Source organism: Maribacter sp. C-4077 (assembly GCF_055378385.1).
Map to the genome: position 1 here is coordinate 855,082 of NZ_AP038807.1, position 19,919 is coordinate 875,000.

14 protein-coding genes, 1 tRNA gene and 2 rRNA genes (1 of these 17 running past the window's edge) are annotated in these 19,919 nt (G+C 41.5%); 4 read left to right on the forward strand and 13 right to left on the reverse strand.

Annotated features, from left to right (window positions below):
- Positions 1–198 precede the first annotated feature (198 nt).
- The 11 genes from ACZ41C_RS03795 to nhaD all read right to left on the reverse strand — a co-directional run bounded on the left by ACZ41C_RS03795 (position 199) and on the right by nhaD (position 10,842).
- On the reverse strand, positions 199–2,499 hold the full coding sequence (locus ACZ41C_RS03795; protein ID WP_464564446.1) for a relaxase/mobilization nuclease domain-containing protein: 2,301 nt from the start codon (positions 2,497–2,499) through the stop codon (positions 199–201).
- Positions 2,496–2,882 (reverse strand): hypothetical protein, encoded by a 387-nt coding sequence (locus tag ACZ41C_RS03800; RefSeq protein WP_464564448.1) that lies wholly within the window; start codon positions 2,880–2,882, stop codon positions 2,496–2,498. The genes ACZ41C_RS03795 and ACZ41C_RS03800 overlap by 4 nt, the downstream gene beginning before the upstream one ends.
- A 606-nt stretch (positions 2,883–3,488) precedes the next feature.
- Positions 3,489–3,734: a hypothetical protein gene (locus tag ACZ41C_RS03805; protein ID WP_464564450.1), complete on the reverse strand. Its 246-nt coding sequence runs from the start codon at positions 3,732–3,734 to the stop codon at positions 3,489–3,491.
- Between the two features lie 2 nt (positions 3,735–3,736).
- Positions 3,737–4,006 (reverse strand): helix-turn-helix domain-containing protein, encoded by a 270-nt coding sequence (locus ACZ41C_RS03810; RefSeq protein ID WP_464564452.1) that lies wholly within the window; start codon positions 4,004–4,006, stop codon positions 3,737–3,739.
- Between the two features lie 271 nt (positions 4,007–4,277).
- On the reverse strand, positions 4,278–5,768 hold the full coding sequence (locus ACZ41C_RS03815) for an AlbA family DNA-binding domain-containing protein (RefSeq protein ID WP_464564454.1): 1,491 nt from the start codon (positions 5,766–5,768) through the stop codon (positions 4,278–4,280).
- A gap of 324 nt (positions 5,769–6,092) precedes the next feature.
- Positions 6,093–6,167, reverse strand: a tRNA-Val gene (locus tag ACZ41C_RS03820).
- Positions 6,168–6,225: 58 nt separating this feature from the next.
- Positions 6,226–7,437, reverse strand: a complete 1,212-nt coding sequence (locus ACZ41C_RS03825; protein WP_464564456.1) for a bifunctional folylpolyglutamate synthase/dihydrofolate synthase — start codon at positions 7,435–7,437, stop codon at positions 6,226–6,228.
- Entirely contained in the window at positions 7,434–8,369 is a 936-nt protein-coding gene (locus tag ACZ41C_RS03830) for a cell envelope integrity TolA family protein (RefSeq protein ID WP_154920346.1), read from the reverse strand. Before ACZ41C_RS03830 ends, ACZ41C_RS03825 begins: the two co-directional genes overlap by 4 nt.
- Positions 8,369–8,755: an ExbD/TolR family protein gene (locus ACZ41C_RS03835; RefSeq protein ID WP_094997637.1), complete on the reverse strand. Its 387-nt coding sequence runs from the start codon at positions 8,753–8,755 to the stop codon at positions 8,369–8,371. Before ACZ41C_RS03835 ends, ACZ41C_RS03830 begins: the two co-directional genes overlap by 1 nt.
- Before the next feature lie 9 nt (positions 8,756–8,764).
- The gene (locus ACZ41C_RS03840) at positions 8,765–9,457 is read right to left on the reverse strand and encodes a MotA/TolQ/ExbB proton channel family protein (RefSeq protein ID WP_138259584.1); all 693 of its coding nucleotides are present in this window, start codon (positions 9,455–9,457) and stop codon (positions 8,765–8,767) included.
- A 50-nt stretch (positions 9,458–9,507) separates the two neighbouring features.
- On the reverse strand, positions 9,508–10,842 hold the full coding sequence (nhaD, locus tag ACZ41C_RS03845; RefSeq protein ID WP_464564460.1) for a sodium:proton antiporter NhaD: 1,335 nt from the start codon (positions 10,840–10,842) through the stop codon (positions 9,508–9,510).
- 295 nt (positions 10,843–11,137) lie between these two features.
- Between nhaD and ACZ41C_RS03850 the strand changes: the two genes are divergently transcribed.
- The 4 genes from ACZ41C_RS03850 to ACZ41C_RS03865 all read left to right on the forward strand — a co-directional run bounded on the left by ACZ41C_RS03850 (position 11,138) and on the right by ACZ41C_RS03865 (position 19,461).
- On the forward strand, positions 11,138–12,277 hold the full coding sequence (locus tag ACZ41C_RS03850) for an acyl-CoA dehydrogenase (RefSeq protein WP_138259582.1): 1,140 nt from the start codon (positions 11,138–11,140) through the stop codon (positions 12,275–12,277).
- A gap of 318 nt (positions 12,278–12,595) precedes the next feature.
- Positions 12,596–17,104: a glutamate synthase large subunit gene (gltB, locus tag ACZ41C_RS03855; RefSeq protein WP_138259581.1), complete on the forward strand. Its 4,509-nt coding sequence runs from the start codon at positions 12,596–12,598 to the stop codon at positions 17,102–17,104.
- A gap of 9 nt (positions 17,105–17,113) precedes the next feature.
- The gene (locus ACZ41C_RS03860; RefSeq protein ID WP_464564463.1) at positions 17,114–18,580 is read left to right on the forward strand and encodes a glutamate synthase subunit beta; all 1,467 of its coding nucleotides are present in this window, start codon (positions 17,114–17,116) and stop codon (positions 18,578–18,580) included.
- Positions 18,581–18,921: 341 nt separating this feature from the next.
- Positions 18,922–19,461: a hypothetical protein gene (locus ACZ41C_RS03865; protein ID WP_464564465.1), complete on the forward strand. Its 540-nt coding sequence runs from the start codon at positions 18,922–18,924 to the stop codon at positions 19,459–19,461.
- Between the two features lie 128 nt (positions 19,462–19,589).
- On the opposite strand, the gene rrf is transcribed toward ACZ41C_RS03865, so the two are convergent.
- Together rrf and ACZ41C_RS03875 are read right to left on the reverse strand one after the other, a co-directional pair.
- A 5S ribosomal RNA gene (gene rrf, locus ACZ41C_RS03870) occupies positions 19,590–19,701 on the reverse strand.
- Positions 19,702–19,832: 131 nt separating this feature from the next.
- Positions 19,833–19,919, reverse strand: a 23S ribosomal RNA gene (locus ACZ41C_RS03875); it runs 4,175 nt beyond the window's last position.

Consider the following 19,919-nt stretch of genomic DNA (forward strand, 5'->3'; position numbering starts at 1 on the left):
TGGCAATTATTGCGACCCATTGCGAATAAAGAATATATAAATTACTTTAGTTAGCCCGTCTAATTTTAGTGCTCTTATCCCAAATAACTTTTATAATTCCTTCAAATTTTCGATATTGGCCAAAAAGCCAAGAATTTCAACAGTATTGTAAACTGAACGTTTTCCGAAACTAGAATACCAAGAAATAACAGGAGAATCCTACATCGAAATCCCTCTGCTTTTATACTTCGTAAAATCCGTAAACTCGTCCTTGAACCCGTTGTACATTTCCTCCGTTTTGTTACCGCTACCGCCCAATAACGAATTAATGGCGTAAACACCCTTTTTAAGCAAACGGTTTTGTTGGACACTTGCTTTTTGTTGGATTATATGGTTCATACATTTTCGAAGTCCGTTGTCCATTTGGTGCCGGACCATTTCCCCATGAAGGTTGGGATAAACGTTTTCAACTGTCAACATAAAAGAGGCCTTGTCGTACATACCTCTTTCAATCAGATGCCCCGCCCATAGATTTTCGAGTTTGTTTCTTTCCTCTGCAATAAGGTTATTCATGACGGGTGGTTGTCCTTGTAATGTTGTCGCCAAATCGGGAATCGAACATAAATACTGGCTCGTCCTTTTCGGCAACGGACAACTTGTTGTGTTGTCCGTATAAATAGATTTGACCTCGATTCCTTTTTCCCCTTTGACAAAATAGAACCCTTTGGCATTGAAAAGGGCAATATAATCTTTCGCCGATTTCTCGAAAGGCGCATGCATATGTACGGCATGCTGTACATAAGCACCCAACGCGACACTTTCATACTGCTTTTTGTAATCGGGATTCATTCGTTTATAAAGATTTGGAAATATCATCGGCAGGAAAATGGCAGCTGCCCCCAGCTTAAGACTATTTTCAGAAGACTGTTCCGTCAACATTTCCAACATCAAATGGTTCTGGCGGAGAAAACCCGAGGACAGATATTTTGCCATTTCCTTCGGAAAAGGTAGATTGCCCAATTTAACAGGTATGGTATGCTTGTTGGAATTGGTAAAAGACAATTGATTGTCATGATACTTTAAACCCAAAGCTTGGAATAAAAGACGGATACTTCCCTGTTCCGTGCCGACATTGAAAATCCTTTTTTCCAATATGTTTCCTATAAGTTTGAACTTGTCATCCAATAGGGCTTTCTCCTTTTTGCTCTCCTGTTCGTACATGTTATTTCTGACCATGGGGAATTCATTTTCCATGGCTTTTCTGAACTCCACCCTTTGGTTCCGTGGAACATAACGTTCCAAGAATTGATACCTTTCCGAGGCCGACAAGTTCGTAACGATATCCTTGAACTTCATTTTACGGATATGTTCCGATAGCAACCCGTTCTGTTTTGGGGATTTTAGATAAGATGACTTCAATGCCTCTTTGATAGCTTTTTGGACTTCCAGTTGGAACTGCTTGCTTTCAATATTGATTTTCGTGGGTTCGTCCCCATTGCCAAAAATTTCCAAACGGTTCTTCATCCGTATATTTTTGCCAAGTTCCCTTGCCTTGAATACATATCGTGATTTGTCATAGATGGTATACCCTTCTATAACATCTTCCTTTATGTCCAGTTTGATGTCGATGTCCTGATATTCCTTTAGCACGGCTTCCAGGTCATGCGGACGTATGGTCCGGAAAAGGTCGTAAGTGGTCTCTATTTGCTTCAAGAGGCGTTTCCGGTACATCGGCAGCAGCTTCGATTTGGAATGGATATCGAATACCTTTTGAAGTTTTGGGCCGCTCAACCCTCTATGCACCTCGGAGCCATTGATAAATCGGGTTTTATACCCTTTTTGGTTGTTCAATCCATAGGCGACCCCAATCCTTCCCGTTTTGTTCTTTGTAGTTCTTATTTCTATATGATAGGGCTTGACCAAACGTGCAAGTTCATCAAAACTGCGCACCTTATATTTTTGGTTAATGCTGTTCAGGACATCTTGAAGATAGTACTTCGTTCCCTTTTCCGCTTCCATCCCGAACTGTTTTTCCGGTAATCGGTATATCGGTAGTTGGCTTTTCTGTTTTATGGTCGGTGCAGGTGTAAGTCCGTACTTTTTTTCGAGGCGTTGCCGTATCGCCATACTCCTTTTATGGCTATTGAAAATTCCGAGTACTTTTCCGTCTTCCTTTACTGTGGTGGTTACAATATGAACATGCTCGTGCTTGGTATCGTTGTGGCGCACCACTACATAGGGTTGATTTCCAAAGCCCATATTTTCCATATACTCTTTGGAGATTTTATAGAAGGTTCTATCGTCCAAATGTTCACCATGGGGAAGGTTCAAACTTATATGGGCATACCGGTTCTTGGTGGCGTTGCGCTGTCCCTGAAAATACAGCACGCTCCCGAAGAATTTTGGCGATATGCTTTGTGAAAATGTATTGCCGTAGCCTAGAATTTGCATATCTTCCTTTCCGAAGACATAGTTCAATGTTCCGGTACAGGTTTGGCCGTAAATAATCTTTGCTATCATGCTGGTTTTTCTACCATCGTAATTTTCAAAAGTGTGCAAAGCAATTCGTTCGTTTTTTGTATCTCGTTCTGCAAACTACTGTTCGGACTTCTCAGGTTCTTGTGGTGTGCTATCTTGACCAATTGGTTGATGTTGTTTCCGATTTTGTTGATTTGGTAGGCAAGGTTCGAGGTGTCGGGAAGCCTATCCTTTTCTTCGGATATGCTTTGCAAAACCAATCTTCTCAAGAGTGGACTTATCGTTCCCCTTTGCGAAATATCCAGATGATACGATTCGCAAATCCCCCTCAATTTATCATATTCCGTATCGTTGAACCTTAGCATTACATTATGGTATCGCTTCTTGTTTCCCAATCGTTTCCGGCCTCTTTTCTGTTGTTCCATTTTAGTTGCTTTTTAAGCAAAACACTTCGCCAGAAGTAGACAATTCTAAGTTACTTAGAATGCACCTCGCTATCCGTTTCACGGATAAATATAGATAATCAAAATAAAACATAACTAATTAATAATCAATATTTTAATACGTTAAATCATATAAAGCCATATAGGTTTAAATGAGTGCAAACATGAAATTAAAATGGTCTAATATGGTGTTTAAAATTTGGAAGAAATATGGAAGCGTTCAAGTTTTTTGTGGGTAGGGAGAAAAAAGGTAAAGCGGCTTTTCTGCCGCTTTTGCTTTTGAGCGGCCTCGAGGGTGTCGGGCAAAACTGGAACGGAAAGAATTCATAGTCGGACCTGCGTAGCGTGTCCGAACGGAAGGATTGGAGTGGAAGGTTTGTGCGACTTCCGTAGGGCGGAAGTATAAGAAGACTAACTTGATAACATAGAAACATTGATTGTCCTACTATAGCTTTATAGCTATATTCCTATAATCATATGCTCATTTCATCATTTGGCCATATGAAGGCTTAAAAATGGGAAGGTTGGCTTCTTTATTAGTAGCTAACCCTTAGGGAAACAAGGTCTAATAAATCCGGGCTTATAGATTCAAAGTCCTAAACCTTTGCCCTTTCTACCTTTTTCATTTTTTTCTACTGAATTTTGCTGTCTCTTTGTTTTTGACAGTTTGGACTCTTCAATAAACTGTTGCATACCCAAATGCATAGGGTTTTCGGGTATTATTTTTTCTTGGTTATGAAGCAACGGAACTTTGAGATTTAGTTCGGCCGCTAGTCGGTAGCCAAGGTTAAAGGATTTTTTAAACGTTTCATCTACTTTGATATCTTCTTCCATAGTCAAAAAGTTTCTCGGGCGTGTTTTTCGATATATTCCATAATTGATTCCCTATCGTAAAGTATGATTTTCTTTTGGGGCTGGGAGAACCTTATTTTACCTTCATCCCTCAATTTTTGGAGTGTCGTGGTCGACTTGATCCGTAAAATGGACATGGCCTCTTCACCATCGATCCATCTGTCAAGTGTATCCCGCCTTTTCGATTCTACATGTTCGATAACCTTTGTGAACAGGGCATAAAAGGCTTCTTCTTGTAGACAGACGACTTGCATAGGTTCTTGAAAAGCAAATTGATTTTTTAAGTTACCTTATTTCTTGTTTTGGGAACTTCCATTTCGACCAGTCGTTCAATAATTCGTTGTGAAGCTCTTTTATCAAGTGTTTGATGTAATCCAAGGTCTGAAATGGTTTGTTTAACCACCTCATTTTTAAAACTATGAATGGCCAAATAATTATTGTCTTGATCCTTTAGGTGGGGATTTTTATCAGAAATAGGGAACCTAAAATTTATCCTGCAATTTATACCGCAATTTAATCCGCAGGTTATCCCGCAACTTTATCCATATTCGTAATGTCCAAGATTTGTTTAATAGTATCCTTGAGAAAATACCCTCCTGTCTTTTTACTGCCCCTGTATTCAATAAAATCTCCGAGCCTTTTAATATCAGATGTTATCGTTCTTTCGGATACATTAAGTACTTCTTGTAGCTCAGTCGATTTAATGCCGGGGTTACTATAGGTTTTGGCAACAAGCGTAATCAAACGGTTTTTTACTCCCCCAGTTACTCCCTCAATTACTCCTTCAATTGCTCCTTCAATTACACCCTCATTAGCTCCACTAGTTTTTAGGTCACCTGCTCCACGAATAGGAACAGGAATTATAGTTTTAAAAGTAGCTCCTTCAATAAATTGAGGGTTATCCTTTCCCGAATATGCTTTGATGTACTTATTAACATTTAAAATACCAGACCCTAATTCATCGAACCTGCCCAATTGCATAAAAAACTTCGCGATGGACGGGTTTTTGGGAAAAGGCGAAAAATCAATCGGTGAGATAACCCCTTCTCCATGCGGATTGTTCGCATTCTCGGTTTCGACCCTATCCCTAAAAATAATGAAAGTGGCCGGCTGAGCATTGGTATATTCGCGATGCACAATCATATTCACGATAATTTCCCTGAAAATGATTCCTCGCAAACTTCTTCGTTGTGTACCTTCTAAAAAGAAAGGATCCGAAAGATGTTTTTCAACGAAATCCATCAATTCGTCATATGCATCAATTAGATTGGTGGTACAGTATAACCGATCGTCATAACGCTCAACATTATCTTTGCGTACCAAAGCATCGATTTTATAGTGTGGTAAAATTTGCTGTATGGTTTCGTCTTTACCAAATAGCAAAATGGCTGCCAATGTGTACCCTTCTTTACCAGTGGCATAGTCCTTTTTCCAAAGCCCTGCTTTTTGCAACAATTGTTCGTCCGAGAGTGATAACCACGGATGGTTTTGATTATTCCCCCGAATCAATTTCCTTGCTCGCATGAACAATTTCGAATTAAAATCAGAAAGCTGAACAAATGGATAAATCGTACCCTCAGAATAATGGTTGCGTTTGCTATTATAGATATCCGCAATTAATTGCGGCTCGCCCACCTTAAAATCCCCATCACTACTTCTGTCAAAAATATGTCCTGCGCTTTTGTGCATTTGGGAACTTGCTGGCACCTGGATATGAATTACCGTTTCATTCCCAATTTCATATTCTTGGGGGAATAGTATAAAAGGAGGTTCCAATTTATTGGCATTGTTAGAGAGCGTGATCAAATTACTTTTGAGTTCTTCGACCTTCATTTTATCTACTCCAGTAACAACACCGCTATCATTTACGCCCAAAACAATATCCCCGCCGTCTCTATTGAGCATGGCGCAAATGGACTCAAATAGGTTTTTGGGCAGCTTTGACCGAGATTCCTTGAATTCGGTTCTAGTACCCTCGCCCTGCTCGATAATATGTTTTAGCCGTTCTAGAAGCACTTTGTATTTCAGTTTTGATAGTACAAAACTAGCTATAATTTATTGTTGTGTCTATAGCCGCAGAAGTTAGTGTAGCTGAAATGTAAGGCTGTTTGTGATAAAAATATGCACCTCAGGTGAATTTTTTGATAATTAAAGAATTTCAGTAACCACTAATAGATTACTTAAGCTTAGTTGAGATGCAATTGTCTCTCCATCAATTGATTATTACTAATTTACCAAATTAGATAGATGGAAAAAATATACCCTCTACATGCGTGCAATCTACGTGCAATAGGGTGAAACAAAAAAGCCTCCACATCTGTGAAGGCTTGATTTTACTAGTGGGCCCTACTGGATTCGAACCAGTGACCCCCTGCTTGTAAGGCAGGTGCTCTGAACCAACTGAGCTAAGAGCCCTAAAAGGAGTGCAAATATAGAATAGTTTTATTTACACCAAAAGAAAAAAATAAAAAATTTAAACAACTTCTGCCACTACAAAAGTACTGCCTCCCACAAAAATAAAATCGGATTTTGTAGCAGCTTGTTTTGCAGCATTATATGCTTTTGAAACGGTATCAAAAACAGTCCCATGTAAATTATAGTCTTCGGCCATTTCCTTTAGTAAATTGGCAGGGAGACCACGAGAAATATTCGGCTGGCAAAAGTAATAGACGGCATGGACTGGAAACATGGGGAGTATCGATGTTAAATCCTTTTCCTTTACAAAACCTAGGACTATGTGCAATGTTTCATAAACCTCTTCCATTAGCTGATCCAAAACCAACTGCAATCCTTCCTTGTTATGTGCCGTATCACATATAATCTTTGGCGCTTGTCCCAATTGTTGCCAGCGACCCATCAGGCCCGTATTTTCGATAACCTTATGTAATCCTTTCGCAATATTTTCATTTTGAATGTTAAAACTTGGCAACGCCGCAATGACCGCCAAAACACCTTTGATGTTCTTAGTTTGATATTTTCCTTTTAACGATGTCTGGTACGTTTCAGAAATTTCCTTTTCCGCAAATATCAATTTAGCATTCCTTTCTTTAGCTATTTCCATAAACACAGGTGCGGTTTCATCGTGATATTCACTAACGACGACAGGAACATTTGTCTTGATGATTCCTGCTTTCTCAAAAGCGATTTTAGGAAGGGTATCCCCTAGCATTTCCATATGGTCAAAGCCAATATTCGTTATCAAGGAAATTTCAGGTGTGATGATATTTGTAGAGTCCAATCTTCCTCCCAGTCCTACTTCAACCACGGCAATATCCACCTGTTGTTCCGAAAAATACCGAAATGCCATACCTACAGTCATCTCAAAAAAGGATAGGTGTCGGTTATCAAAAAAATCCCGATTTTCGGAAATAAATTTTGTTACGAAGCCTTTTTTGACCGGTTTTCCATTGATCCTGATACGTTCTCTGAAATCCTTAAGATGGGGCGATGTATAAAGACCCACCTTGTATCCTGCTTCCTGTAGAATGGACCCGAGCATATGGCTGCTCGACCCTTTACCATTGGTTCCCGCTACATGGATACTTTTAAAGGTTTTGTGTGGATTCCCTAGATATTCTGAAAATTCTAGGATTCCATCCAATTTTGTGTTGAACGCAATCTTGCCCTTTTGCTGGTACATTGGAAGTTGTGCGAACATCCAATCCAAGGTCTGCTGATAGGTCACTCCCCTAGTTTAAAGTTCACTACTACAAATCCGATCTGTTGACTTGGTGCATTGGAATCAAGGTTCCATTTGTGCATAAAGGCCGTTTTTCTGGCGGGTTCCAACAGGCATGGGTTATTATTGGTGGTACCTCGTACACCTGGCGTTGCGGAAATTACCTTACCGCTCCTATCAACCACAATTTTGACCACAACCCGTCCGGATTCGTTACAATCTTGGGGTACTTTTCCCTTATCCACCAAAGAGCGTCCATTAAGGCCGTAACCTCCAGTTCCACTACCGGAACCCGGACTCCCATAGTAACTAGTTGCATAAGGGTCTCCATCTGGGCTGCCTTTATCACCGGCCCTGTTGTCATCGCCCTCACTCCCGGAAGCCGTTCCGTCAGATTTATTTAGTCCGCCCATAAGTTCGTCCAACTTACGTTTTTTGGCCTCCTGTTCCTGCCTGGCTTGTTCTTCGGCTTCCCGTTTTTGTTGTGCAATTCGTTCCGCTTCGGCCTTTGCTTTTTGTTCGGCGGCCTCGGCCTTTCGTTTTTGTTCCGCTGCAGCGGCATCTGCCTTTCTCTTGGCCTCTTGGGCCTGCTTTATCCTGATAGATTCCTCATCCTCTTGGGTAAGCACTTTTTCTGATGGTGCCTCCTTGACCTGTTCTTCCTGTACTTTTTCCGGAACCTTTTCAATAGCTTCCGATACTTCTTGTTTTGTAGGTTCTACCGGAGGAGTTTCCAAAGGTTCCGAACGTACGCGCTCCTTAGGTTGTACCCTTCCGCTACCAAAATCGGTCGTGCCAAAATTCACGGATATTCCGTTTTCAATCGGTGGATCCATATAGGTCAGACCAATGTAGAAAAGCACCAACAACAGAATGCTCAAAAGCAAAGTTGTTAGTGTAAGGGATTTTTTCTTGTGTCTCGTGTCTAAAAATGCCATTAGTTAGGCCGCACCGCCAAAATGACCTTGTAATTATTCCTATTGGCGATATCCATTACGTTTACCGCTTCCTTTATGGCAACGCTCTCTTCTGCCCTTAGGATAATTGTAGGCTTTTCCTGGCCTTCCAGTGCTTTTTTTAATTCAATTTCAATGTACTCTCCGTTAATTCTCTGGTTGTTCACAAAGTACTGCAAGTTCTTGTCGATACTCACGGATACATTTTGTGTATTAGTGGACTTTCCCTTTGCCTTTGGTAATAATAAATCCAGGGCATTAGGAGAATTGGCCGTTAGCATGAAAAATATCAACAACAGAAATACGATATCTGTCATGGACGACATGCTAAAGTCTGGACTAACTTTATTCCTTCCTTTTAATTTCATATTGAAATATTAAAGTGGTTCGTTCAATAAATCCAGAAACTCTACGGCATTTGCTTCCATTTTATGGACCACCTTATCCGTTCTGTTCACCAAATGGTTGTAACCCATATAGGCGATAATACCCACGATCAAACCTGCAACGGTAGTGGTCATGGCAGTATATATTCCAGAGGCCAAAGAGCCCATTTCTGCCTGGCCTCCGCTACTTGCCATTTCATGGAATGCCAAAATCATACCGATCACGGTTCCCAAGAAACCAATCATTGGTGCGGCCCCGGCAACTGTGGCCAAAACACTTACATTTTTTTCCAGTTTATACACTTCCAGTGTACCAGCATTCTCAATGGCGGTATTGATATCATCCAAGGGTTTCCCAATGCGGGAAATTCCTTTTTCAGTCAATCTGGCCACTGGGGAATCCGTCTGGGCACATAGAATTTTGGCCGCTTCCAATTTTCCGGAAGTGACATGATCCCGTATTTGGTTCATGAAATTCTTATCGATTTTGGAAGCGGCATTGACGGCCAAAAGCCGTTCAAAGTAAATGTAAAGGGCCACGCCCAACATCAAAAACAATACGGTAATGATAACGACGCTACCCGTACCGCCATTAAAAACCAAGTCCATTACGGAAAGTGTTTTCTCTTCGGAAATCACTTCGCCCATAGCCGGATCTTGTGACAAATCTTGTATTAACAACATAGTATTCTATAAATGAAATTTGCCATTATAACGGTGAATTGCAGATTAAATTATCCGTGCAGGACAAAATCTCTTAATAAAATGAACACTCCGGCACCTGCGATAAACCCAACAAAAGCAAGCCATGCTATTTTTTTCAAATACCAGAAAAAGTCGATTTTTTCCATGCCCATGGCAACAACCCCTGCCGCAGAACCAATTATTAACATACTTCCGCCTGTACCAGCAGAATATGCGATAAAATGCCAAAGAGGATTATCCATAGATTCCCCGAACATTCCCATACTAGCGGCAACCAAAGGCACATTATCAATTACTGCAGATCCCACACCAAACAACATCACCACGATATCCGTATTGGGAATAGCCTGATTCAAACTTTCGGCATAATGGAAAAGCATTCCCAGGGATTCCAAGGCGGCAACGGCCAAAAGGATTCCCAAGAAGAATAAAATACTGGGCAATTCTATTTTTGATAAGGAGTGATGCACGGGGCTATGGTGTCCTTGTGTATCGCTGTGTTCCCCATCTAAAGAAGTAATACTAAACTTTTTGTTACTATAAATCTCTGCGAACGTCGCAACCACGGCCAAGGAAAGCATCATACCAACGTATGGCGGTAGATGTGTAATAGTCTTGAAAAAGGGTACAAAAACTATGGCTCCAAGACCTAAATACAACATTGTAGAACCATACTTCGATTTTGGCGTTTCTTCTTCAAAACTACCTTCTATATTTCCTTTAAAAGCACTATTTGTTCCCGCGATAAGTGTGGGGACTACCATACAAATTATTGAAGGAATCAATACATGTATTACCAACTGCCCAGCAGATACCTTGTTGGCTATCCACAACATGGTAGTGGTAACATCACCTATTGGTGACCACGCACCACCGGCATTGGCGGCGATGATTATCATACCCGCAAACCAAAGCCGTGTATTTCTATCATTGATGACCTTTTGCAAAATTGTAATAAGTACAATAGTAGCCGTAAGATTATCAATAATGGCAGATAGAATAAATGCTAAAATAGAAAACAGCCACAGCAACTTTCTTTTACTCCTAGTTCTTATGTATCCTTTGATGGTGGCAAAACCGTCAAAATAATCGATAATCTCAACAATGGTCATGGCTCCCAAAAGAAAAACCAAAATTTCCGCCGTCTTGCCTAAATGGTGGAGCAAAATCTCATCCAAGTGTGTCGGCTCCAATTCCCTTAGCTCCGCATTCACTTCAAAAACGGGCATATGGTTCAAGGCGATGAGCGCCCACAATATGGCCATCATGGCCAAAGCTGGAATCAGCTTATCGATTTTTAAATTATGTTCCAGGGTAATCGCGAGATATCCCGCTAAAAAAACAATGATAATAATGGTTTCCATGCGCTGTTGGTTTTTAGTTTCCTCCTATGTAAGGTATCAAATATAAGTCTCAATTATAAATTTTGAAATTCCCTAAAGATATCCAAAATTGTCAATCCTACCATAGCCAAAAATAGATTATCCTAAAGGCGTTTGAAAGTCAATCCATTACATCGCATTTTTTAACAAAATTATGTCTCTCGGTAGAATTAAGTCGGTAGATATCGTAACATAGAATTGAACTGATTCAATATCAGATTAAATAATTAAATAGTATAGGCTTATATTTGTTGATATACCTTTTTAAAAAAGTACGATGGATTTTAAACTTACCGAAGAACAGGAGCTGATTAAACAAGCGGCGCGTGATTTTGCACAAAACGAATTGCTTCCAGGAGTTATCGAAAGGGACGAGCAACAAAAATTTCCGAAAGAGGAAGTCAGAAAAATGGGAGAATTGGGCTTTTTGGGAATGATGGTGGATCCAAAATACGGAGGAAGTGGATTGGATACCCTCTCGTATGTACTGGTGATGGAGGAACTATCCAAAGTCGATGCCTCCTCCTCTGTAATCGTATCTGTAAACAATTCATTGGTCTGTTGGGGTCTTGAAACCTATGGGACCGAGGAACAAAAGGAAAAATATCTGCATAAACTGGCAACGGGGGAAATCATTGGGGCGTTCTGTTTATCCGAACCCGAGGCGGGCAGTGACGCCACATCCCAGAAAACCACTGCCATTGATAAAGGAGACCATTATCTTTTGAACGGTACCAAGAATTGGATTACCAACGGTGGAACGGCAGGCGTATATTTGGTCATCGCCCAAACGGATAAGGATAAAAAGCATCGGGGAATCAATGCGCTCATTGTAGAAAAGGGAATGGAAGGTTTTGAAATCGGCCCCAAGGAAAACAAATTGGGTATCCGTGGTAGCGACACACATTCCTTACTTTTTAACGATGTAAAGGTGCCAAAGGAAAATAGGATCGGTGAGGACGGATTCGGGTTTAAATTTGCCATGAAAACCTTGGCGGGGGGAAGAATAGGGATTGCCGCCCAAGCTTTAGGCATTGCCGCAGGTGCGTATGAATTGGCCTTGAAATATTCAAAGGAAAGAAAGGCGTTTGGAACAGAGATCAGCAATCACCAAGCCATTGCCTTTAAACTTGCGGATATGCATACCCAAATACAAGCGGCAAGATTGCTGGTTTATCAAGCAGCAAAGGAAAAGGACAATGGAGCGAACTATGACCTTTCGGGTGCCATGGCCAAATTATATGCCTCACAGGTAGCCATGGAGACCACCGTTGAAGCCGTACAGATTCATGGAGGAAATGGATTTGTTAAGGATTATCATGTGGAGAGACTAATGCGTGACGCCAAAATTACACAAATTTATGAGGGCACATCTGAGATCCAAAAAATCGTTATTTCACGGTCCATCTTAAAATAAACCTTTTTCAAGTTAGTAACACCCTATAGAAATTAGGGTGCAAGCAATAAAAAACAAATCCCATACCTGTTACCCATAACATAAGTAGGGGTGAAATTGTGATATACCTTCATTTCAAGACCACGACCCCCAATATAGTCAATGGGCTTACTTAATATTATCATACATTTATCAATATGATAATTTGACCTACTCAAAAATTATGATTTAAAGATATTTTAAGCTTTATTTAAAAACGTTAAATATTTTACTTGATTACCCTTTATTCACTGATTATAATTTAAATAAAATAATATTTTTGAAGAAATACGATAAATTATGAGATTGAAGAAGCAAGGACTTTATCTGCCAGAATTTGAGCACGACAACTGTGGTGCCGGTTTTATTTGTAGCCTTAAAGGAAAAAAATCCAATGATATTATTCATAAGGCACTTGAAATTCTGGAACGGCTGGAGCATAGAGGTGCTGTAAGTGCAGATGGCAAAACAGGGGATGGTGCAGGTATATTGATAGATATACCCCATGTCTTCTTCAAGGAGGTTTGCACTTTTGAACTTCCAGAACAAGGTGAGTATGCTGTTGGCAACGTGTTTTTCCCACAAAAACAGAATCAGCGGGAGTATTGCATTCAAGTATTCGAGGAAAACATAAAGAAACAAGGGCTTAAATTACTAGGCTGGAGAAACGTTCCGGTAAACCGTTCAGTACCCGGAAGAATTGCTGCCGAAACCGAACCTTTTGTAAAACAAGTTTTCATAGCAAAGGAGAACAAGGAACAATCCTACTTCAATTTCAATTTGAAATTGTTCATAGCCAGAAAGGTCACTGAACACGCCATTATAAAATCAAAACTTTCCGAAAGTAAGTTTTTCTACGTACCCAGCCTATCTACCAAGATTATAATATTTAAGGGGCTTCTGATGCCCATGGACATCAGTCTTTATTATTCCGATCTCATGGACCCAAGGGTCGTGACAAGATTGGCCTTGGTACACCAACGCTTTTCTACCAACACATTCCCAACATGGGATTTGGCACAACCATTTAGGTATATGTGCCACAATGGTGAGATAAACACCTTGAGAGGAAACGTTTCAAGGATGTTCTCCAGACAGGAGCTACTGGAAAGTGAAATGTTCGGCGATGAAATTAAAAACATACTTCCTATCGTTTTACCGGGCAAATCGGACTCCGCCACTATGGATATGGTCGTTGAGTTATTGCTGATGACAGGACGCTCATTACCAGAGGTCATGATGATTTTGGTTCCAGAAGCTTGGGAAAAAAATACGGAAATGTCCGAAGCGAAAAAGGCATTCTACGAATACCACTCCTGTATGATGGAACCATGGGACGGCCCTGCCTCCATACCCTTTACGGATGGAAACTACATTGGTGCATTGCTTGACAGAAATGGGCTTAGACCTTCCAGATACTCCGTTACAAAGGACGATTATGTGGTGATGTCATCCGAAACGGGCGTCGTTGAAATCGCACCTGAAAATGTGGAATTCCATGGCCGTTTGGAGCCCGGAAAAATGTTCTTGGTGAACATGGAGGAAGGTCGTATCGTAAATGACGAGGAAATCAAAGAGGAGATAGCCAAAAAACATCCGTACAAAAAATGGTTGGACAAAAATCTGGTCCATTTAAAGGATATACCTTATAATGATTGCCCATTGTTCTTGGGAGAAGCTTCTTTGGAAAAGCGTAAATCGGTTTTTGGATACACCTTGGAAGATATCAACACCATTATACTTCCCATGGGAAAAACGGGTAAGGAACCAATTGGGTCCATGGGTTCCGATACTCCCATTGCCGTGTTGTCAGAAAGGCCACAACTTATCTACAATTATTTTCAGCAGCTCTTTGCCCAGGTAACCAATCCGCCTTTGGATGGTATTCGTGAAGAGCTGATTACTGATATAAGTCTAACCTTAGGCAGTGACCATAATATCTTTGAATTTTCGGAACTGCATTGCAGGAAGTTAAAGATCCAGAACCCGGTTATTTCCAAAGAGGATTTGGACAAGATTAAGAATTATGACGCCAGTCCGGATTACAAGGTGGTTTCCATTTCCATGCTATATCCAGTGGAAAAGGGACATAATGGCTTGGAAGATGCCTTACAGTCCATATTGACGCAAGCCTCGCAAGCTGCGGACGAGGGGGCGAATATTATTATTTTATCCGATAGAAATGTGAACAAGGAGAACGCACCCATACCGGCGTTGTTAGCTTGTTCCTATATAAATAGCGGACTACAAAAACTGGGCAAACGTTCAAAACTTAGCATCATAATAGAATCAGCGGAACCAAGGGAAGTACATCATTTTGCCTTGTTGTTCGGGTTTGGGGCAAGTGCCATCAATCCATACTTGGTAAACGAAATCATAGGGGAACAAATTGAGGAACAGGATATCCATGAATTTACCTTTGAGGAGGCCATTAAGAATTACAACAAGGCCATTGGAAAAGGTATCTTAAAGGTCATGAACAAAATAGGAATCTCTACCTTGAACTCCTACCGTGGCTCACAACTTTTCGAGTGTATAGGTATCAACACAAAAGTGGTCGATAAATATTTCCCCAATACACCTACAAGGATTCAGGGAATCGGCCTTTACCAAATTGAGAAAGAGGTAGCAAAACGCCACCAAAAGGCATTCTCCACCAAGGAAGTCGATGCCAATTTGGATCTGGAAATTGGAGGCGAATACAGATGGAGGAGAAATGGCGAAAAACACATGTTCAACCCATTGACAATCGCCAAACTCCAAAAATCCGTAAGAAACAACGAACCTGAAACGTATAAGGAGTTCTCACAAATGGTGAACGAGCAGGCCAAAAACTTGATGACCATCAGGGGACTTTTCGAGTTTTCAAACTATGACCCAATTCCGCTGGACGAGGTTGAACCATGGACAGAAATCGTAAAAAGATTTAAGACCGGGGCGATGTCCTACGGCTCCATAAGCAAGGAAGCCCATGAGAATTTGGCCATTGCGATGAACCGAATTGGAGGTAAAAGTAACTCCGGTGAAGGAGGTGAAGATGAGGAGCGATTTTACAAAAATGCCACCGGGGATTGGCGTAACAGTGCCATAAAGCAGGTTGCTTCGGGCAGATTTGGGGTAACATCCAACTATCTCACCAACGCCAAGGAAATCCAGATTAAAATGGCCCAGGGGGCTAAACCAGGGGAAGGTGGACAATTGCCGGGACCCAAAGTAAATCCCGCCATTGCCAAAACTCGAAATTCCACACCGTATGTAGGGCTGATCTCGCCACCACCGCACCACGACATTTACTCCATTGAGGATTTATCGCAGCTGATATATGATTTGAAATCGGCCAACAGGAAGGCCAGGATCAACGTAAAACTTGTATCGGAAGTAGGTGTTGGAACGGTCGCAGCCGGGGTTGCAAAAGCCAAAGCCGATGTAATTTTGGTATCCGGTTTCGATGGTGGTACGGGAGCCTCTCCCCTCACCTCCTTGAAACATGCCGGGTTGCCATGGGAGCTTGGTATTGCCGAGGCACAACAGACATTGGTACTCAACGACCTAAGGAACAGAATTGTTTTGGAATGTGACGGACAGTTGAAAACGGGCCGCGATGTTGCCGTAGCCTGTTTGTTGGGGGCGGAGGAATTTGGCTTTGCCACCGCACCTTTGGTCGCATCGGGTTGTATCATGATGCGCGTTTGCCATTTGAATACCTGCCCGGTTGGTATCGCAACACAGAATCCAGAACTGCGTAAAAAGTTCGAAGGAAAACCGGAACACGTGGTCAACTACATGTATTTCATAGCTCAAGAATTGAGGGAAATTATGGCTCAGCTTGGCTTTAGGACCATTAACGAAATGGTAGGGCAGGTGCATAAGCTAGACCGAAAAAAGGCCATAGATCATTACAAGGCCAATGGCATCGATCTGACCCCTATATTGCATCAGGTCGATGTACCAAAAGGAACCAAGTTCTATAATACGGAAAAACAAAAGCACGATGTATTCGATTCCATCGAATTCGACATCATAGAAAAAGCAAATCCGTCCTTGTTCCGAAAGGAAAAATTGACCTTGGATTACCCCATTAGCAATACGGACAGGGCCGTAGGTGCAATTATTAGCAATGAAATATCCAAAACTTATGGTGCGGAAGGTTTACCGATCAACACTTTGAAGCTTAACTTCACAGGTTCTGCAGGTCAAAGTTTTGGCGCCTTTGCCACCAGAGGCTTGACCATGATCGTCAATGGTAACACCAACGATTATCTAGGAAAAGGGCTTTCGGGGGCGAAGTTGGTAGTACGGGTTCCGGAAGGCTCCACCATCGTTCCGGAAGAAAATGTCATCACAGGGAATGTGACCCTTTATGGCGCTACTGCCGGTAGGGCCTATATCAATGGTAAGGCGGGCGAGCGTTTCTGCGTTAGAAATTCCGGCGCAAAGGCTGTTGTGGAAGGTATTGGTGACCATGGTTGTGAGTACATGACCGGCGGAGTTGCCGTTATTTTGGGAGAAGTTGGAAGAAACTTTGGTGCCGGTATGAGTGGCGGGATCGCATACGTACTCGACGAGAAAAAGACATTTAGAAACAGATGTAGCGGGGAAGGTCTCAATCTTTTAAAAGTAGAAGAAGACCAGGACATCAAACAATTGAAGGATTTGATTACAAGCCATTACAATTCCACAATGAGTCCATTGGCCCAACGTATTTTGGAAAATTGGGAAGCTTATCTACCTAAATTCATCAAGGTGTTCCCAGAGGAATATAGACAGGCATTGATCCGCTTGGAGAAAGAAAATTTACAAACAATATAAAATCGGGAAATGGGGAAGATAACAGGATTTTTGGAAATCGATAGAAAGGTAGAATCGTATGCTCCCGTGGAGGAGCGTATCAAAAACTATAGGGAGTTTACGCTGCCTATGGAGGAAAAAGATGTTAAGGACCAAGGTGCCAGATGTATGGATTGTGGAATCCCGTTCTGTCATAGTGGTTGCCCTTTGGGAAATTTGATACCGGATTTTAATGATGCTGTTTATCGTGGTAAATGGGAAAAAGCCAGTGAAATACTGCACTCCACCAATAATTTCCCAGAGTTTACAGGTAGATTGTGCCCGGCTCCTTGTGAAGAAGCATGTGTTTTGGGTATCAACGAAGACCCGGTCACCATTGAGAATATTGAAAAAAACATTGCTGAGACCGCATTTAAAAAAGGATGGATTACCGCAAAGCCTCCTTTGGAGCGAACAGGTAAAAAAGTGGCCGTGGTAGGTTCTGGACCTGCAGGTTTGGCCGCTGCGCAGCAATTGAATAGGGCCGGACATCTGGTAACTGTTTTTGAAAGGGATGAAAAACCGGGTGGTTTGCTGAGATATGGTATCCCAGATTTCAAAATGGAAAAGCATGTAATAGACCGAAGATTGGAGGTATTGAAAGAAGAGGGAATCGAATTCAAATGTGGTGTGCATATTGGTAAGGATATTAAAGCAGGTTCCCTAAAAAATGATTTCGACGCTATTGTGCTAACAGGTGGCGCAACCGTAAGAAGAAAGTTACCCATTGAAGGAGCCGATTTAAAAGGTGTAGTGCAGGCCATGGACTTCTTGGGACAAAACAACAGACGTGTTGATGGCATCAAGGATTTGGGTGAAGAGATTTTGGCAACGGATAAGGATGTCGTCGTTATTGGTGGTGGGGACACTGGTTCAGACTGTATTGGGACCTCGTTTAGGCAGGGGGCCAAATCGGTTTCCAATTTCGAGATTATGCCCATGGGCACACCCGATAGACCCAAGGACCAACCATGGCCATTCTGGCCGATGCGATTGAGGACCAGTTCCTCCCATAAGGAAGGGGCCGAGCGTTTTTTTAGTATATCGACCAAAAAGTTTATAGGCGATGAAAAAGGCAACCTAAAAGGGTTGATAACTTCTGAAGTAGAATGGGTCACCGTACCCGGACAAAGACCGCAATTAAAAGAGGTTGAGGGCACAGAAAGGGAATGGAAATGTGAATTGGCATTGCTAGCACTTGGTTTTACAGGTTCTGAGAACACGATTGCCGAGCAACTAGGTTTGGAGATGGACAACAGAACCAATATTAAAGCCTCTGAAATCGATTATAAAACAAATGTCCCTGGAATATTTGTTGCAGGAGACCAGCGAAGAGGTCAGTCCCTCATCGTTTGGGCAATTTCAGAAGGTAGACAAGCGGCGCACCATGTCGACAAATATTTGATGGGGGAATCGGCATTGCCATTAAAGGGCGATGGTGATTTGCCAAGGGTTTAACCCAAATATTATGCATCTGGACTACGTCATGAGGGTTCAAATTCAATAAAAACAGGTGTTTTCTTGATGTTAGCATAGCATGGCTATGGTTAAATTAAAAAACAGCTAAAACATCGTGTATTTGAAGTAGTTTGAAGCCGTAATACCTGCTCGTCCGTTCAGGCGGGGATTTTTTATTGCTCATTTTGGGTTTTAGAAATCCTAACAGTATAGGGAACCGTCTCGTTCTTGAAATGAGGCGGTTTTTTTTGCTGTACTTGGCTCAATTTTTGATTCAAAAAAGATAGGTCTAACGGCCTTTATAAAATCGCCACTGGACTAAATACCCTCAAAAAGAGCATATGTCAAAATATTTAGTGGTGATGTCCTTGCTTTTAATCAACTCGTGTATCCCAATAAGAATCGCTCCATCTATAGAGGATTACACGATTTCAAAAGGTAAAAAGTTTAAAAGACAACTTCCAAAACGACAAATGTATATTTTTGAAGACCCTAAGCAAGCGAATGAATTTTACAATTATATCAATATAAAATATTCTTTAAACGATGTAGATGTCTGGCTCGATGTTCCCTTTACCATTGAAGACAAGGACTTTCTATTTTCATTTTATGAAGTAGAAATACCAACAAAAACGGTCAATTTGGTACCCCTTGCTATTGATGGGGTTTTGCTTACTGCCGAATTGGATCCGGTTATGGGCAACCTCTATGAAACAAGAAAAGGAAATTGGTATATCGCTATTGAAGTATACGACCAAAATTACAAGGATTGTCTATCGGCCGAATTTGACTATAGGAAGGAAATTATTGAATATTTAGTCTTGCTGAAAAATGAATACTTGGTAACATCCAATTATAACGAAGTTCTATTTAAGGATTGATGAATTGAAAGATACTTTCCAAACCGATATTCATTTTATAAGTATGACTTCTTTAGATTAGAAGAAAATCATACTATCATTTACAGACATAAAAAAAAGCCCCCTTACGTTATGTAAGGGGGCTTTGAGGAAGGCGGCTACCTACTCTCCCACTTGGTATAGCAGTACCATCGGCGCAAACGGTCTTAACTTCCCTGTTCGGAATGGTAAGGGGTGTGCCCCGTCGCCATGGCCACCTAAGTCTTCAATGTTTTTATGATGACATAATAATGGAACAGGTACCTTAAAAAAAGGAATCACGATGCTTTCGCAAAAAGAAGGCGGTAAAGAAAAAAAGGAGGGCTCCCTCCCGGTGTACGGGAGGGGCGTCGTGGCGCAAGCCTGACGGGCAATTAGTACCACTCGGCTACGGACGTTACCGCCCTTCCACCTATGGCCTATCGACGTGGTCATCTCCC

Bases quoted from the DNA above. Each gene is read 5' to 3' on its own strand.
- ACZ41C_RS03830 (WP_154920346.1), bottom strand. From the start codon at position 8,369: ATGGCATTTTTAGACACGAGACACAAGAAAAAATCCCTTACACTAACA.
- ACZ41C_RS03805 (WP_464564450.1), bottom strand. From the start codon at position 3,734: ATGGAAGAAGATATCAAAGTAGATGAAACGTTTAAAAAATCCTTTAAC.
- ACZ41C_RS03800 (WP_464564448.1), bottom strand. From the start codon at position 2,882: ATGGAACAACAGAAAAGAGGCCGGAAACGATTGGGAAACAAGAAGCGA.
- ACZ41C_RS03840 (WP_138259584.1), bottom strand. From the start codon at position 9,457: ATGTTGTTAATACAAGATTTGTCACAAGATCCGGCTATGGGCGAAGTG.
- ACZ41C_RS03850 (WP_138259582.1), top strand. From the start codon at position 11,138: ATGGATTTTAAACTTACCGAAGAACAGGAGCTGATTAAACAAGCGGCG.
- gltB (WP_138259581.1), top strand. From the start codon at position 12,596: ATGAGATTGAAGAAGCAAGGACTTTATCTGCCAGAATTTGAGCACGAC.
- ACZ41C_RS03865 (WP_464564465.1), top strand. From the start codon at position 18,922: ATGTCAAAATATTTAGTGGTGATGTCCTTGCTTTTAATCAACTCGTGT.
- nhaD (WP_464564460.1), bottom strand. From the start codon at position 10,842: ATGGAAACCATTATTATCATTGTTTTTTTAGCGGGATATCTCGCGATT.
- ACZ41C_RS03810 (WP_464564452.1), bottom strand. From the start codon at position 4,006: ATGCAAGTCGTCTGTCTACAAGAAGAAGCCTTTTATGCCCTGTTCACA.
- ACZ41C_RS03795 (WP_464564446.1), bottom strand. From the start codon at position 2,499: ATGATAGCAAAGATTATTTACGGCCAAACCTGTACCGGAACATTGAAC.
- ACZ41C_RS03835 (WP_094997637.1), bottom strand. From the start codon at position 8,755: ATGAAATTAAAAGGAAGGAATAAAGTTAGTCCAGACTTTAGCATGTCG.
- ACZ41C_RS03860 (WP_464564463.1), top strand. From the start codon at position 17,114: ATGGGGAAGATAACAGGATTTTTGGAAATCGATAGAAAGGTAGAATCG.